General features: G+C 71.5%; 12 protein-coding genes. 6 read left to right on the plus strand and 6 right to left on the minus strand.

Annotation, left to right across the window (positions count from 1 at the left end; all coding sequences use genetic code 11):
• Positions 1-39: 39 nt before the first annotated feature.
• The 4 genes from rfbC to rfbB form a co-directional block, all read right to left on the minus strand.
• A complete protein-coding gene (rfbC, locus tag D7X30_RS25450) occupies positions 40-585 on the minus strand; it encodes a dTDP-4-dehydrorhamnose 3,5-epimerase (protein ID WP_120565561.1) in 546 nt (181 codons plus the stop codon).
• Complete coding sequence (gene rfbA, locus D7X30_RS25455) at positions 582-1463, minus strand: glucose-1-phosphate thymidylyltransferase RfbA (protein ID WP_120565562.1); 882 nt, start codon at positions 1461-1463, stop codon at positions 582-584. The genes rfbC and rfbA overlap by 4 nt, the downstream gene beginning before the upstream one ends.
• 72 nt (positions 1464-1535) lie before the next feature.
• Positions 1536-2435 (minus strand): SDR family oxidoreductase, encoded by a 900-nt coding sequence (locus D7X30_RS25460; RefSeq protein ID WP_120565563.1) that lies wholly within the window; start codon positions 2433-2435, stop codon positions 1536-1538.
• Between the two features lie 4 nt (positions 2436-2439).
• Positions 2440-3465, minus strand: coding sequence for a dTDP-glucose 4,6-dehydratase (rfbB, locus tag D7X30_RS25465; protein WP_120565564.1), 1026 nt, complete (start codon positions 3463-3465; stop codon positions 2440-2442).
• Between the two features lie 114 nt (positions 3466-3579).
• Between rfbB and D7X30_RS25470 the strand changes: the two genes are divergently transcribed.
• From D7X30_RS25470 to D7X30_RS25495, 6 genes are all read left to right on the plus strand, one after another.
• Complete coding sequence (locus D7X30_RS25470; RefSeq protein WP_120565565.1) at positions 3580-5226, plus strand: glycosyltransferase; 1647 nt, start codon at positions 3580-3582, stop codon at positions 5224-5226.
• Positions 5216-5731 (plus strand): hypothetical protein, encoded by a 516-nt coding sequence (locus tag D7X30_RS25475; RefSeq protein WP_120565566.1) that lies wholly within the window; start codon positions 5216-5218, stop codon positions 5729-5731. The genes D7X30_RS25470 and D7X30_RS25475 overlap by 11 nt, the downstream gene beginning before the upstream one ends.
• Before the next feature lie 65 nt (positions 5732-5796).
• Positions 5797-6708 carry a bifunctional 2-polyprenyl-6-hydroxyphenol methylase/3-demethylubiquinol 3-O-methyltransferase UbiG gene (locus tag D7X30_RS25480; protein ID WP_120565567.1) on the plus strand — a complete coding sequence of 304 codons (912 nt, stop codon included), beginning with the start codon at positions 5797-5799 and terminating at the stop codon, positions 6706-6708.
• Positions 6709-6768: 60 nt separating this feature from the next.
• Entirely contained in the window at positions 6769-7467 is a 699-nt protein-coding gene (locus tag D7X30_RS25485; protein WP_120565568.1) for a glycosyltransferase family 2 protein, read from the plus strand.
• Positions 7467-7883 (plus strand): DUF2304 domain-containing protein, encoded by a 417-nt coding sequence (locus D7X30_RS25490; protein ID WP_233591783.1) that lies wholly within the window; start codon positions 7467-7469, stop codon positions 7881-7883. The genes D7X30_RS25485 and D7X30_RS25490 overlap by 1 nt, the downstream gene beginning before the upstream one ends.
• A gap of 26 nt (positions 7884-7909) precedes the next feature.
• Complete coding sequence (locus D7X30_RS25495) at positions 7910-9307, plus strand: DUF2142 domain-containing protein (RefSeq protein ID WP_120565569.1); 1398 nt, start codon at positions 7910-7912, stop codon at positions 9305-9307.
• Between the two features lie 52 nt (positions 9308-9359).
• On the opposite strand, the gene D7X30_RS25500 is transcribed toward D7X30_RS25495, so the two are convergent.
• Positions 9360-12977, minus strand: a complete 3618-nt coding sequence (locus tag D7X30_RS25500) for a class I SAM-dependent methyltransferase (RefSeq protein WP_147443300.1) — start codon at positions 12975-12977, stop codon at positions 9360-9362.
• 151 nt (positions 12978-13128) lie between these two features.
• Positions 13129-15150 carry a glycosyltransferase gene (locus D7X30_RS25505; protein WP_147443301.1) on the minus strand — a complete coding sequence of 674 codons (2022 nt, stop codon included), beginning with the start codon at positions 15148-15150 and terminating at the stop codon, positions 13129-13131.
• Positions 15151-15362 lie beyond the last annotated feature (212 nt).

Consider the following 15362-nt stretch of genomic DNA (forward strand, 5'->3'; position numbering starts at 1 on the left):
ACAAGCCCCCGCGCCACGCCTGCCCGGCCGCCCCTCGCGTTAGAAAACGGGCAGCACGGGCGCGTCCTTCAGCCGGGGCGCGCGCTGATCCTTCGGCGAAAGCAGGGGCTCCTTCACGGGCCAGGGAATGGCCAGGTCCGGATCATCCCAGACGACACTCCGCTCGGACTCCGGGGAGTACAGCGCGGTGCACTTGTAGAAGAAGTCCGCCGAGTCGCTCACCACGCAGAACCCGTGCGCGAAGCCCGGGGGCACCCAGAGCTGGTGCTTGTTCTCGCCCGTCAGCTCCGCGGCCACCCAGCGGCCGAACGTGGGCGACCCCTTGCGGATGTCCACCGCCACGTCCCACACCGCGCCCGCCAGGCACTGCACCAGCTTGCCCTGCGCGTTCGGCTCCTGGAAGTGCAGCCCTCGCAGCGTGCCCTTCACCGAGCGCGACAGGTTGTCCTGCACGAACGGGCCGACCACCCCCACGTCCGCGTAGCGCTTCGCGTGGAAGGACTCGAGGAAGAAGCCCCGGTCGTCGCCGAACACCTTCGGCTCGATGAGCAGGACGTCCGGAATCTCCAGCGGGGTGACCTTCACGACACCGCCCCCCGCTTCTCCAGCAGGTCCAGCAGGTACTGGCCGTACTCGTTCTTGCGCATGGGCTCCGCCAGCGCCGTCAGCCGCTGCTCGTCGATGTAGCCCATGCGGAAGGCGATCTCCTCCGGACAGGCCACCTTGAGGCCCTGACGGCGCTCGATGATCTCGATGTAGTTGGAGGCCTGCATCAGCGACTCGTGCGTGCCGGTGTCCAGCCACGCGTAGCCGCGTCCCATCAGCTCCACGTTGAGCTGGCCGCGGCGCAGGTACTCCGCGTTGACGTCGGTGATCTCGTACTCGCCGCGCTTGCCCGGCTTGAGGTTCGCCGCGATGTCGATGACCTGGTTGTCGTAGAAGTACAGGCCGGTGACGGCGTAGTGCGACTTGGGCTTCGCCGGCTTCTCCTCGATGCTGACGGCCTTGTGCTGGGCGTTGAGCTCCACCACGCCGTAGCGCTCCGGATCCTTCACGTAGTAGCCGAACACCGTGGCGCCCTGCGTGCGCTTCGACGCGCGCTGGGTGAGCTCCCCCATGCCGTGGCCGTAGAAGATGTTGTCACCCAGGATGAGCGACACGGGGTCCTTGCCCACGAAGTCCCGGCCGATGACGAACGCCTGCGCCAGTCCCTCCGGGCGCGGCTGCTCGGCGTACTGGAAGCGCACGCCCCACTGCTCTCCGTCGCCCAACAGCTCGCGGAAGCGCGGCAGGTCCTGCGGCGTGGAGATGATGAGGATCTCCCGGATGCCCGCCAGCATCAGCGTCGTCAGCGGGTAGTAGATCATCGGCTTGTCGTAGACGGGCAACAGCTGCTTGCTCACCACGCGCGTCAGCGGGTACAGGCGCGTGCCCGACCCCCCGGCCAGAACGATTCCCTTCATGCGTTCTCCCCTGTGTTCCACGGCCCGGCCGCGAAACGGATGCGCGCGGCCCTGCCGCCACGCGCTCGATGCTCACCCGGCGCGGTGCGCCTTCCAGGCCGCGTGGAAGCGCGCCAGCGACTCCGCCAGCTCCAGCGGCTGGGCCTTCAGCTCCGTGCGCACCTTGTCCGTCTTGAGGCCGCTGCGCAGCGGACGGGGGCTGGCCAGCTTCAGGTCCGCCATCCGCGTGGGCGTAATCAGCGACGCGTCGAAGCCGAACACCTCGCAGAGCGCCCGTCCGAAGCCCACCCGGTCGATGACCGTGCCGCCGCAGGTGTTCCACACCCCGCCGAGCCGGCGCTCACCCAGCTCCACCAGCATGGCGGCCACGCTGTCCGCGAAGCTGGGGGACACCACCTGGTCCTCGAAGAGCTTCACCGGCTGGCCCTTCTCCAGCGCCCCCACCAGCCAGGCCCCGAAGTTGGGACGCCCCGCCGCGGGCCAGCCATACACCACCGCCGTGCGCGCGATGGCACAGCCCGGCGCGAAGACGCGCGCCGCCTGCTCCGCCATGTGCTTCGTCAGCGCGTACACGCCGCGGGGGTTGGGCAGCGCGTCCTCGGAGTACGGCCCCGCGTCCCCGTCGAAGACGTAGTCCGTGGAGACGTGCACCAGGTGCGCGCCCGCGAGCTTCGCCGCCCGGGCCACCGCCGCCGTGGCGTGGACGTTCGCCGCGTAGGCCGCGTCCGGGTCCTTCTCACACGCGTCCACCTCCGTCATGGAGGCGGGGTGGATGATGGCCTCCGGACGGGCCTGGGCGATGGCGGCGGCCACGTCCTGCTCGCGCGTGAGGTCCACCTCCACGTAGCCGTGCGTGCCGCCCGTGCGCCGGGGACCGCGCCCCAGGCCCACGACTTCATGTCCGCGCTCGGTCAGCTGCGCGCAGACGCGGCTGCCCACCAGACCGTTGGCCCCCGTGACGAGAAAGCGCATGGTGCTAACCCCGCCCCTGCAGACGGGCCTTGTACTGGGTGTCGAAGTACTGGCGGTAGGCGCCGCTGGTCACCCGCTCCCACCAGGCGCGGTTCTCCACGTACCAGGTCACCGTGTCCGCCAGCCCCTGCTCGAAGGTGTGCTTCGCCTTCCAGCCCAGCTCCGTGCGGATCTTCGTGGGGTCGATGGCGTAGCGGCGGTCATGGCCGGGGCGGTCCGCCACGTACTGGATGAGCGACTCGGGCTTCTTCAGCAGGCCCAGGATGCCCTTGACGATCTCGATGTTGCGCCGCTCGGAGCCGCCGCCGATGTTGTAGACCTCGCCCGCGCGGCCCTTCTCCAGCGCCACCAGCAGGCCCTGGCAGTGGTCCTCCACGTGGAGCCAGTCGCGCACGTTGGCGCCGTCGCCGTAGACGGGCAGCGGCTTGTCGTGCAGCGCGTTCACCACCATCAGCGGGATGAGCTTCTCCGGGAACTGGTAGCGGCCGTAGTTGTTCGAGCAGCGCGTCACCACCACGTCCATCTTGAACGTGTGGTGGTAGGCCAGCGCGACCAGGTCCGAGGACGTCTTGGAGGCGGAGTACGGGCTGGAGGGCTGGAGCGGAGAGGTCTCCGTGAAGGCGCCCGTGGGGCCCAACGAGCCGTAGACCTCATCGGTGGAGACCATCAGGAAGCGCTTCACGCCCCGGGCGCGGCAGGCCTCCAGGAGCTGCTGGGTGCCCAGCACGTTGGTGTTGATGAACACCTCCGGGCCCAGGATGGAGCGGTCCACGTGGCTTTCGGCCGCCAGGTGCATCACCGCGTCGATGCCGTGCTGGACGATGAGGTGCTCCACCAGCTCCCGGTTGCCGATGTCGCCGCGCACGAAGACGTGCCGCGGGTCGCCTTCCAAATCGGCGAGCGTCTCGAGGTTGCCCGCGTACGTGAGCTTGTCGAGGTTGACGATCTTCCAGTCGGGCCGCTCGCGGCGGAGGTACTTCACCAGGTTGGAGCCGATGAAGCCGCAGCCCCCTGTCACCAGGACGTTCATTGACACGCCACCACTCGTACGTCGGGAGAAAGCGCCCTCCGTAGCGGAGGGACGGATCCCCGTCAAGGCAAGCGCGCGCCCACTTGTGGCCGGTGCGGGCCAGGGGTAAATGCCATGACCAACGTGAGCCTCTGGAACAGCAAGCGAGGGACCGCGTCCTCGAGTCCCGGAGCGGTCCACCAGCTCGTGCCGCGGCTGGCCTGGGGCGACGCCGTGGGCAACCAGGTGCGCTACCTGCGCGACCTCCTGCGCGGATGGGGGTACGCGTCGGAGATCTACGCGGAGCAGTGGGACGAGGCGTGCCGCGACGAGGTGCGCCCCGCGCTCGACTACGCGCGCGACGCGGGCCGGGACACGGCGCTGCTCGTCCACCACAGCTTCGAGTCGCGGCTGGTGCCGCTGGTGGCCAAGGCGAAGGGGCGCAAGGCGCTGCTGTACCACAACGTCACCCCCGAGCGGTTCTTCGAGGGCACGGACCGCCACGTCGCCCGCGGCTGCATGCTGGCGCGCGATGAGCTGCTCCAGCTGCGCGAGCACGTGACGCACGCCTGGGCGTACTCGCACTTCAGCGTGGAGGAACTGTCCGCCGCGGGGTACCCGGACGCGAGCGTCCTGCCCTTCGCGGTGGACTGGAACGCCTTCAACGTGCCGCCGGACGCGGCCCTGCGCGAGCAGGTGGAGGATGGGTGCGCCAACGTGCTCTTCGTGGGCCGCACCGTGCCCAGCAAGCGGCTGGAGGACGTGCTGCGCGTCTTCACCGCCTACCAGCGCCTGTACCAGCCCAAGAGCCGGCTGCTGGTGGCGGGGACGCTCTACAGCAGCGCGCCCTATGACGCGTCCGTGCTGGCGCTGCGCGAGCAGCTGGGGCCGGACCGCGTGGTGTTCCTGGGGCGGGTGGACGCCGCCCAGCTGTCCGCGTGCTTCGCCTCCGCCACCGCGTACCTCTCCATGAGCCGCCACGAGGGCTTCGGCGTGCCGCTGCTGGAGGCCATGTACCGGGGCGTGCCGGTGGTGGCCTACGGCGCCGCGGCGGTGCCGGAGACCATGGGCGGCGCGGGCCTCACCACCCTGTCGGACGACCCGTCGCAGGTGGCGGGGCTCCTGGCGGTGCTGGAGCGCGACCCCGCCCTGCGCTCGCGGGTGGTGGAGGCGCAGCGCCAGCGCCTGGCGTCCCTGGACCAGCAGTCCGTGGCCCAGCGCGTGCGCGAAGCGCTCATGCCCTTCCTCCAGGGGGACGCGCCCCCTCCCCGTCCGCCCGTCGGGCCCGCCGTCACCGTCGTGTGCCCGGGCTTCGACGCCGCGCCGGATGCGCCCATGTCCCGGTTGGCGCGCGCGGTGGTGGACCGGCTGCCGGACGCGAGCCTGTGGACGGTGCGCCGGCAGGTGCTGCCCCTGCGGCTGGCCCCGCGCGATGAGCGCGAGGGTGTGACGCGGGTGCGGCGCTTCACGCCGGACGAGCCCTCCTTCGGGTTGGACGGGGTCAGCCCGCCGTCCTCTTCGCTGGAGACGGGCGTGCGGTGCGCCCCGGGGCCGTTGCTGTTCGCGGGCGCCGGTGAGGAGGTGGCCCGGCGCACGGTGTCGCGGCTGCCGGCGGACACGCGCGTCGCGGGCGTCTGGGAGCCCCGCCGCGCGCCGGACGCCGGCGTCCGACAGGCCCTGGGGAAGAGGCTGTGGGAGCTCTCCCCGGGGCGCGACCTGACGTCGCTGGCGGCGGAGCTGGCAAGGGAGCTGGACGTGGGAGGACATCCGCATGCGCGCTGAGGACCTCATCACCCACGACCCCACCGTGGAGGCGGTGCTGGAGTCCCTGGAGCGGCTGCCCACGCCCGAGCCCGAGAAGGTGGAGGCGCTGCGCCGACGCCTCGCCGCCACCCAGGCACAGGCCACCAGCACCGCGTGGCCCACCTTCCTGGAGGGCGCGCGGCTGAAGCGCGACGCGCGCTACGCGGATCCGCCTTCGTCCCACCGGCCCCTGGTGGGGCCCGCGCTGGTGATGGCCAAGCGCGCCTTCCGGCTGGCGTTCCAGCCCTTCATCAACGAGGCGCTCCGGCGGCAGGTGGAGTTCAACGAGGCCATCCTGGACGCGCTCGCGCTCATCCACGAGCACCAGCGCGTCCAGGCGCGCACGCAGTCCCTGTGGCGCCAGGAGGTGGAGCGCCAGTTGGAGCAGCTGACATCGCGCCCGCCTCCAGCCCCTCCGGAGCCCTCGCCGGAGCCCGAGAGGGAGCCGCCGCGCCGTGCGCCCTCGCGGCGACGGGGCCGCTAGCCTAACTGGGAGACTGGCGGACACGTGACGGGGGACGCGCGGAAGCAGTAGGGTGCCGCCCCCATATGTCCACCCCCTCGTGTCCCGCCTGTGATTCACCCTCGCTCCGTCCGTCCTTCCAGGGGCCCCGGCTGGACGTGGAGACCTGCGCTCACTGTGGCCACCGCGTGGCGAGCCACCGCGCGCCGCGCAACACCGCCGACTACCACGCGCAATATGACAGCGGCGGCTTCATGGACTCGCTGCGCGTCACGCGCCAGCGCCAGGCCCGGCGCATCGTCGAGCGCCTGCGCCACCACGTCCCCCAGCCCTCACGGCTCCTGGACTTCGGTGCGGGCCGGGCCTGGTTCCTGGAGGGCTGCCGCGAGGCGGGCGTCCAGGAGCTGTCCGGCGCGGACATCTCCGAGCTGTCCGTCAACCTGATGCGCGACGCGGGCATCCCCGCCATGCGCCTGCCCCTCCCGGAGGGCGGACAGTGGCACCTGCCCCTCCAGGACCTGCCCTTCCGTCCGCGCATCCTCACGCTGCTGGACGTGGTGGAGCACTTCCCGGGTGCGCACCTGACGGACATGGTGCGCCACCTCGTCACCCAGCTGGCGCCCGAGCTGGAGTGGGTGGTGCTGAAGGTGCCGGTGGCCAGCGGCCTGCTCTACCGCGTCTCGCGCGCCATGGCCGGCGTGGCCTCGTCGGGGCTGCTGGAGCAGCTCTACCAGGCGGGCACCTTTCCTCCGCACGAGAGCTACTTCACCCACGACTCCATGAAGGCCTTTCTCCCGCGCGTGGGCCTGGAGCTCGTGGACGCCTTCGGGGACCTGGACTTCGAGGCCGACAGCCTGGCGGACCGGGCACACGCCCTGAAGAGGCTCCCCCGGCCGCTCGTCTCCCTGGCGGGCCAGGGGCTGGGCGCGGTGGCCCGGGGCCTGAATCTGGAGGACGCGGGTATCTTCATCGCTCGGGTGAGTGGGAACCGGGCGTAGCGGGTTGTTCGCGCGTGCCGGGAAACGGTAGAAGGCCCGGAAGACGCAGGAGGGGGCTGAATGAACACCCGACAGGGCCTCATCGTGTTGCTGGCCTTCAACGAAGAGGAGTGCATCGGCTCGACGGTGGCGGAGCTGCGCGAGGCGCTGCCGGAGTTCGACGTGCTCGTCGTGGACGACGGTTCCCGCGACACCACTGCGCAGCGCGCGCGGGACAGCGGGGCGCGGGTGCTCAGCCATCCCTTCAACCTGGGCGTCGCCGCGGGCGAGGCCAGCGGCCTGTTGTTCGCGTCCCGCAACGGGTACGACCACGTCATCCGCATGGACGGCGACGGCCAGCATGATCCGGCGTCCGTGCCCGCGCTGCGCGAGGCGCTCCAGTCGGGCGTGGAGCTGGTCATCGGCAGCCGCTTCGCGGGCGTCACCAGCTTCCGCTCCACGTGGCTGCGCCGCTTCGGCAACCGGTTCCTGGCGAGCCTCCTGTCCTCGCTGAGCCGCCACCGCATCACCGACCCCACCTCCGGCTTCCGGGGCTTCGGTCCGCAGGCGATCCGCTTCTTCGCGCGTGTCCACCCGCACGACTACCCGGAGCCGGAGAGCGTGCTGATGGCGGCGCGGCAGGGCTTCGCCATCTCGGAGGTGCCGGTGCGCATGCGGCCGCGCCTCACCGGCACCAGCTCGCTGACGCCGTGGAAGTCGGCCTTCTACATGGCGAAGGTGTCCTTCGCCCTGCTCATGGAGCGGGTCCGTCCCGTCTGATGCCCATGCTTCGCTCCAGCCTCATTGGCGTGGCCTTCGCGGCCGCCTTCGCCTGCAGCGTCCTGTGGTCAGCCCGGGGCCGGCGCACCAGCGAGCGGCACACCTTCGCGTGGCTGCTGGTGGCGGCGGCCATCGCGGGCCTGTCGCTGTGGCGCCACGGCATCGACGCGCTGGCGACGGCCATGGGCATCTACTACGCCCCGTCCGCCCTCTTCTTCATCGCCCTGACGTGCCTCATGTGGCTGGTGTACCGGCTGAGCCTCCAGGTGGCCGACCAGCGCCAGCAGCTCAAGCGGCTGGCCCAGGAGGTCGCCCTGCTCACGTCCGCGGAGGCCGAGCGCGCCGCGCTTGCGCAGCCCCGTCCTGAAACCGTCTCCCCCACCGTCGCAGCCCGGCGCGACTCGCACGCCGTCTGAGGGCCCACCGGGCCCATCCGTCCTCCATGCCTCCGTCTTCACCGCCCCCGTCCCCGCTGCGTCCGTTCTTCATCGCGCCCGTCGTGGCCTTCCTCGTCGTGGCCGCCGTGCTGGGCGCGGTGCTGAGCTTCCTCACGCCCCCGTTCCAGGTGGCGGACGAGCCGGCGCACTTCTACCGCGCGTACCAGGTCTCCCAGGGGCAGCTGACGGCCACGCGGATTCCTGGAGGTGACGCGGGCGGGCAGCTCCCGCGCAGCATCGTCCGGGTGGCGCAGGACGTGTCCGCGGGCGTGGGCGGCAACCCCGCGGCGCGCCAGGACCGGCAGCGCCTGAGCGAAGCGATGCACGCGGCGCTGGCGCCCCAGGACACCCAGGAGTGGGGCTTCGCCGCGTCCGCCATCTACTTCCCGCTGGTCTACTTCCCGCAGTCGCTGGGCATGGCGCCCGCACGGCTGTTGGAGGCGCCCCCGGTGGTGGTGCTGTGGGCGGGCCGGCTGGGCAACATGCTGGTGGCGCTGGTGCTCACCGCGGTGGCGCTGCGCCTGATGCCCTTCCAGCGGTGGGCCTTCGCGCTGCTGGCGCTCACGCCCATGGTGCTCTTCCAGCGCGCGTCCGTGTCCGCGGACCCCATCACGATGTCGGCGTGCCTGCTGCTGGTGGCGCTGTCGCTGCACTTCACTTTCGCGCACCCGGAGCCGCTGGGCGCGAAGCAGCTGGGCCTGCTGCTGGCGAGCGCGGTGTTCGTGGCGCTGTGCAAGCAGGCCTACCTGCCGCTGACGTTGGTGTTCCTGCTGCTGCCGCTCACCCGGCTGGGGACGCGCGGCCGCTACGCCCTGGCCCTGGCCGCCATCGTCGCCGTGCCCGCGCTGCTCCAGTTCGCGTGGTCCTCCACGGTGCGGGACATCTTCCGCCCCAGCGAGGTGGTGGCGCAGGTGGCCCACGTGCGCGCGCACCCCTTCCAGGTGCTGGGCGTGCTGGTGAGTGACTTCTGGCAGAAGCTGCCGGACTTCCTGCACCAGGGCGGCGGCGTGCTGGGCTGGCTGGACACGCCGGTGCCCCGCTCCGCCCTCCTCGCCCTGGCCGCGCTGCTCTTCGGGGTGATGGCGCTGGACGCCGACAGGGCCGCGCCGAAGGTGGGCTGGCGCGAGCGCGCGGTGGCGTTGGGGGTGGCGGTGGCGGGCGTGCTGGCCATCCAGGCCATGCTGTACCTGGCGTGGACGGCGCCGGGCGCGAACCACGTGGACGGGGTGCAGGGCCGCTACCTGCTGCCCTACGCGCCGCTGCTGGTGGTGGCGCTGGCCCCGCCCGCCTGGGCGCCGCGCGCGCTGACGCGCTTCAAGCCGGTGCTCATCGCCGGCTTCATCCTGCTCACCGCGGCGGTGACGCTCACCACGGTGTACCAGCGCTACTACGGCCCGGCGTAAAGGCCCGGGCCCGGGGCTTCGTCACTTCCAGCAACCACACCACCCCCGCGGTTCAGCGGTGGGTGGCCGCGGCGCTGGCGGTTCCCTGGGACGTGCTTCGCGCGGCGGGTGGGGTCACGAGGCCGGCCAGGAGCGAGTGGAGCTCGCGGGCCTGGGTCACGTAGTCGCGCACGGCGGCGCGATGGGGGTTCTGGTACCGCGCCAGACGCTCCGGGTGGGCCATCAGGTCGCGCAGCACGCGGCGGTAGCCGTCGGCGTCCCCAATGGCCAGGACGTTGCCGTTGACGCCATCCACGATGTCCTCGCTGACGCCGCCCGACGCCGTGGTGACCACCCACACGTTCCGGGCCAGGGCCTCGCGCACCGCCAACCCGAAGCTCTCCTTCCACTGCGAGGGCATCAGCAGCACGTCCACGCCGTCGAAGAAGGCGTCCAGCCCGTCCTGATCGTACGGAGGCACCACCTCCACCTGACCCTTCACCTTCCATTCCTTCGCGTCGATGGCGGCAGGCCCAAGGCGCAGCTGGATGTCGGTCATCTTCAGGACCCAGCTGGACTCCGGCACCGACTCCAGGATGTCCTTGAGCCAGAAGTACCCCTTGTGCACCGCGCGGCCGCCCAGGTAGGCGAAGCGCACGGGGGCATTCGCGGGGCGCGGGGCGCGCTCCCGGCCGGGCATCAGCACGCCGTTCTTGTTCACGACGATGCGCTCCGGCGCGATGCCGTTGGCGAGGTAGAGCTGGCGCTGGAACTCGCTGGGCGTCATCAGCAGGGCCGCGCCGTCCAGCACCTTGCGCAGGGCGAACGTGCGCTTGAAGGTGTAGCGCGAGTCCGGCATGCACTTGGAGCACACGCGCAGGTCGATGGCCTTCTGGTCGCAGTACGAGTTGTCCTCGCGGACCATGAACTGCCGCTCGCACAGCCACCACGCGTCATGGAGGGTGATGGTGTACGGGATGCCCTCCGCGGCGCACGCCGTTGCGAGCGTGGCGCTCAAGAGCTGGATGGAGTGGAAGTGCACCACGTCCGGGCGCACCGTCTTGAGCACCTGGGTGAAGGTCTCCCCCATGCGCGGGTTCTGGTACTCCTGGGCGCGGTCGGTGAGGGACGGCACCTTGGTGGCGATGACGGGCAGGCCCATCGCCTCGTAGCGCACCACCGAATAGTCGGGCAGCGTCGAGCCCACGATGCCGGTGAACACGGTGACGTCGCAGCCCTCCGCCTTCAGCCGGTCCGACACCTGCTCCGCGACGATGGTGGCCCCACCGAAGCTCAAGGGCGCGAAGAGGACGTTGACCGCCAGCACCTTGAGGCGCGGCGGCTGCGCGGGCGGCAGGTGCTGGAGGATGGGCTGGAGCCGCTCCGTGGCCACCACCGCGGGGTGGTAGCGCGCCATCACGCTGCGGTGGGCCTCCTCGCCCATGCGCTTGCGCAGCGACGCGTCCTGCACCAGCGCGGACAGCGCGGACTCCCACTCCTCACGGGTGGTGGCGAGGAAGCCGTTGCGGCCGTGCTCGAGGATCTCCCGGAACGGCCCGGTGCTGGAGCACACCGCGGGCACGCGGAAGACGGACGCCTCGATGAACTTGATGTTGCTCTTGGCTTCGTTGAAGACCGTCGGCTCCAGCGGCGCGATGGAGATCTGCCAGGACGCGAGCGCGCGCAGGTAGTCTTCCGCGTCCAGGAAGGGGATGCGGAAGATGCGGTCGGAGAAGCGCTTGAAGCCCTCCGGCAGCTCCAGGTAGCCGTGGATGGCCAGGCGCACGTTCGCATGGCGCTCCATCACCGCGAGGATGGCGTCGGCGGCGATGGTGAAGTCGGCGTCGTGCGTGCGCGTTCCGCTGCCGTAGCCGATGGTGACCCAGTCCGGCTCCACCGCGGGCGGGCGCGCCTCCATCTCCTTCGCGACCTCCAGGATGACGTCGTCCAGGCAGTTCTCGACGATGTAGACCTTGCCGGAGTTGGCCTTGGCCATCTCCTTCGCGAGGGTGGGCGTGCTGGCGATGGCGTTCGCACTCAGGCTGAGCGCCCTGCGGTATTGCCTCACGCCGTTGATCAGCAGCTCGCGCTCGGCGGCGGGCAGCCGCAGCACGTTGGAGTTCCGCTCGTACTCCTCCACGTCGAAGATGAGGTCGTCGACATCGAAGAAGTGCGGGAGTCCCAGGCGCCGGGTCTCCGCCAGCAACTCCTCCACTGCCGGGTAGGCGGGCACGCGGTAGTAGATGACCAGGCCGTGGAACTGGAGCGCGGCCTTGCACTCCGCGTGGTCGTGCCAGTTCACGACGGTGACGTCGTACCCGAGCCGGTGGAACATGGCGACCTTCTGATCCACGCGGTAGCGCTTGCACTGGGGCAGCGACAGCTCCGCGATGATCAGGATGCGTTGGCCCATGCTGGCCTGGGAGACCTGCGTCAGCGGCACGGTCCACGGAGCCGGGGGCGCGGGCGGCGCGCTCGGGGCCGGGGCGATGACCGCCGTGGAGGGGGCGACGGGGTTGGCCGGCGTGAGGGCCGCCTTGGCGGCGCGCAGCGCCTGGAGCGCGCGCTGCTTCGCGGGCAGCCGGATCAGCTTCGCGCCCACCTTGTGCAGCGTGCCCTTGCTCTGCTGGTAGAAGTGGCCGCGCTTCGTGCCGGGGGGCAGCACGCGCTCGCGCATGGCCCAGTAGCGGTTGATGGCCTTCCAGGCGAGGCTGCCGTTGATGTGCGCCAGCTCCGAGCCCTGGCGTGACACGTGCGCATCCAGTTCGTGGATGCGGGCGTTCTTGCGGCCCAGCTCGTCCTGGAGCATCCGCTGGGCCAGGCCCAGCCGCGCGAGCCGGCCTTCGGTCTCGCGCAGGGTGCTCGCGGTGTCGCGTGCCGCTTCACGGGCGGCGTCCAGCTCCGTCTGGAGCTGCTGCGCCTGGCGCGCGTGGTCCGCGGCCTGCTGTTCCTTCTGTCCGTAGGCGTCGCGCAGGTGCTGCTGGTGCAGCAGGAGCGTCAGGCGCCCGCCCAGCGTGGCGAAGGCCTGCCGCAGGTGTTCGCGCTCCGCGTCGCGGGTGCTCGTCAGGGCCACCATCCCTTCCGGCTGCTCCGGGCCCACGGCGAGCACGCCCAGACCGAAGCCGTGCTCGAACTCGAAGGAGGGATGCAGGCCCCGGATTTCCTCCCACAGCCGCCAGACGCCGAAGTTGCGCTCGCGCACCTGGGTGTCGTGGAAGAGGATGACGCCGCGCGCGCTCATCTTGGGGCGCCAGCGCTCGAAGTCCGCCTTCACTTGCTCGTATTCGTGGCAACCATCGATGTGGAGCAGGTCGACGGAGCCATCCGCGAACTGGCTCAGGGCCTCATCGAAGGTCATCGGGTGCAGCTGGGAGAACCGGCTGTAGAGCGGGTCATGGTGCGCGCGCAGGTCCGCGAGCACCTCCGTCCCGTAGAAGCCCGCGTGCGCGTCACCCTTCCAGGTGTCCACCGCGTGGCAGCGCGTCTCCAGCTTCAGCGCGTCCACCGCCTGGCAGAACGCGGAGTAGGACACGCCGGTGTGCGTGCCCAGCTCCACCAGTGTCGAGGGACGCAGCAGGTCCACCAGGAACATCGCGAACGGGACGTGCTCCACCCAGGCGGAGGAGGCCAGCAGCCGCAGGGGCTGCGTAAGGCAGAGGGGGTGTTCCAGGGGATTGAGCTGTGGATGCATGTTCGTGGCGTCCGGAAGGCCGACCCTCGCCGCAGGCAAGGCACGCCCCCCTCTCCTTGACGGATGTCTTCCATGTCATCCCCCTCCGGGGAGCGTCAAGGCTGGCAGGCCGCCCGGTCCTCATGGAAGGAGGCGCGTTCGCTGTTCTTTTCTACGGTGTCTGGACGAAGTCGAGGCGCGGATGGCCGGAGGCATCGGTCCGTCCCGCGCGGACCCACGCATCACGCAGCCGGTCGGCGTCGTGGAAAGCCGAGGGTGCGCCAACCCGCGAGCGGGTGCGCACGAGTCGCGCGTGGGGTGCGTAGAGGACGCGCAGCCCGGCTTCGCCCGCGCGCAGACACAGGTCCACGCCCCGCGCCTCGTCGGACGTGAAGGCCGCGTCCCAACCTCCGAGCGACTCCAGGACCTCGCGGCGGATCATCGCGCAGGCGCTGGAGACGGCGAGTACGTCGCGCGGCCAATGCGAGCCTCCGAACGCGCCGAGCGTGGGATCGAACAGCCCCGCGAAGGGGCGCAGCACCCGACCCTCGGGGTCGAAGCGCAAGCCGGCCTCCAGCACCTGCCCCGCGGTAGAAACGATGCGCGCGCCCACCACGCCGACACCGGGACGCGAGGCCTGCGACGCGAGCTCCATCAGCCAGCCCGGTCCGGTCGGGAGCGTACCGGCCTCCAGGACGAGGATGAGCTCGCCCCGGGCCTCGCGCAGCAGCCGGTTCGCCACGGCGCCCGGGGTCGCGGCCGCGTCCACCTGGACGTGGATGGTGTCGCCGGTGAAGGAAGCGTCTGGGGACGAAACAGGGACGCGGACCTCCACGTCCAAGCCGTCCGTGAAGGCGAGGAGCGCCGCGAGTTCGGCCTCGGTGGGCGCTTCCGGCAGCAGCACGGACACCCGGGGGCGGCCCACGAGCGGGTGGCGGATCCGGTACAGCCCTGGCGCGACCGTCTCCGCCGAGCCGCCCTCCCCCATGCGCGCCAGGTGCTCCGCCACGGCCCTGCGGCCCGCTTCGGAGGCCGCGGGCTTCGCGCTGGCGTCCGTGGCCGTGGAGCCGGGCAGCGTCCGCCAGTGGTACAGCACGCGGGGGATGTGCTCGAAGCGCCGCGTGCGCTCCATCAGGCGCAGGAGCAGGTCGTGGTCCTGCGCGCCCTCGAAGCCCGGGCGGATGCCGCCCACCTCACGCAGCAGCGATGCACGCACCACGAGGAAGTGGCACACGTAGTTCACCGCGCGCAGCAGCTCCGGGGACAGCGCGGGCTTCAGGTAGGGCGCGAAGCGCAGCCCCCGCGCGTCCACCTTGTCCTCGTCCGAGTAGACGACGTCCGCGTCCGGCGCTTCACCCAGCCGCAGCGCGACCTCGGCCAACGCGTGCGGCGCCAGCAGGTCGTCGTGGTCGAGGAAGCCCACGTACTCCCCGGTGGCCAGGGCCAGCGCGGCGTTGGTCGCGAGGGCGATGCCCTGGTTCGACTCCAGCCGCGCGAAGCGGATCCGCGCGTCGCCGGCCGCGGCCTCTCGCAGCGCGTCCGCCACCGCCGCCGAGCGCGAGCCGTCGTCCACGATGCACAGCTCCCAGTGCGGGTACACCTGCGCGCGCACGGACGCGACGCATGCGCGGAGGACGTCCACCGGCGTCTCCCAGGCGGGCGTGACCAGGCTGAACCGCGGCTGGCGCTCCAGCCGGGCCAGCGCGGCGGTCGCGTCGCGGACCTCGCGGGCCTCCTGCGCCAGGGCTTCGCGCGTGTACGTCTCCGGAGCGGGCAAGAGCACGGCGGGACGGGCCGCGCCCAGGAGGTGCCGCAACAGGCGGACGGTCGCGTGATTGAAGGCGACCTGCCGCCGCCACAGCTCGCGCCACAGGGGCAGGCCCACCGCTCCGGCCTCTTGCGACAGCACGTCGCAGCGGGCCTCCAGCGCATCCAGCGCCTCGGCGGCGCCCTCGGTCCGCAAGGGCCATCCGGATCCAGAGAGCAGGTCCACGACCGCGAGGTTCCAGGCCCGCTGCGCCTCCAGCCCTGGCACGGAAGGAAGCCACCGGCCCACCGCGCCCAGGGGCCGCGGATCCGCGAGGCGTGAGAGGTCCTCGCGCGCCAGCTCCGGCAGCGTCCGCTCCGGCCGCCGGATCAACGCCCTCAGCCGCAGGTCGAAGCGCAGCTGGCGGTCCAGCACCCACCGCTGCAAGGGCGAAAGCCCCCGCGTTCCCCAGCGTTTGGCGGCGGTGATAACCGGGCCCCAGCGCGCGCGGTGCGACCGCGGTACGTCGAAGCCCAGCACCTCGACGAAGACATCGTGCGGCGGATGCGCTCGACCGTCGGGAGATCCTGACGCGGACGCCGCAGCGGACGATGGCTTCCGGTCGGTCGACGCCAACGTCGCGACCTCGGCAGCTGAGG

The organism is Corallococcus sp. AB011P (assembly GCF_003611605.1).
GTDB classification, from domain to species: Bacteria; Myxococcota; Myxococcia; order Myxococcales; family Myxococcaceae; genus Corallococcus; species Corallococcus coralloides.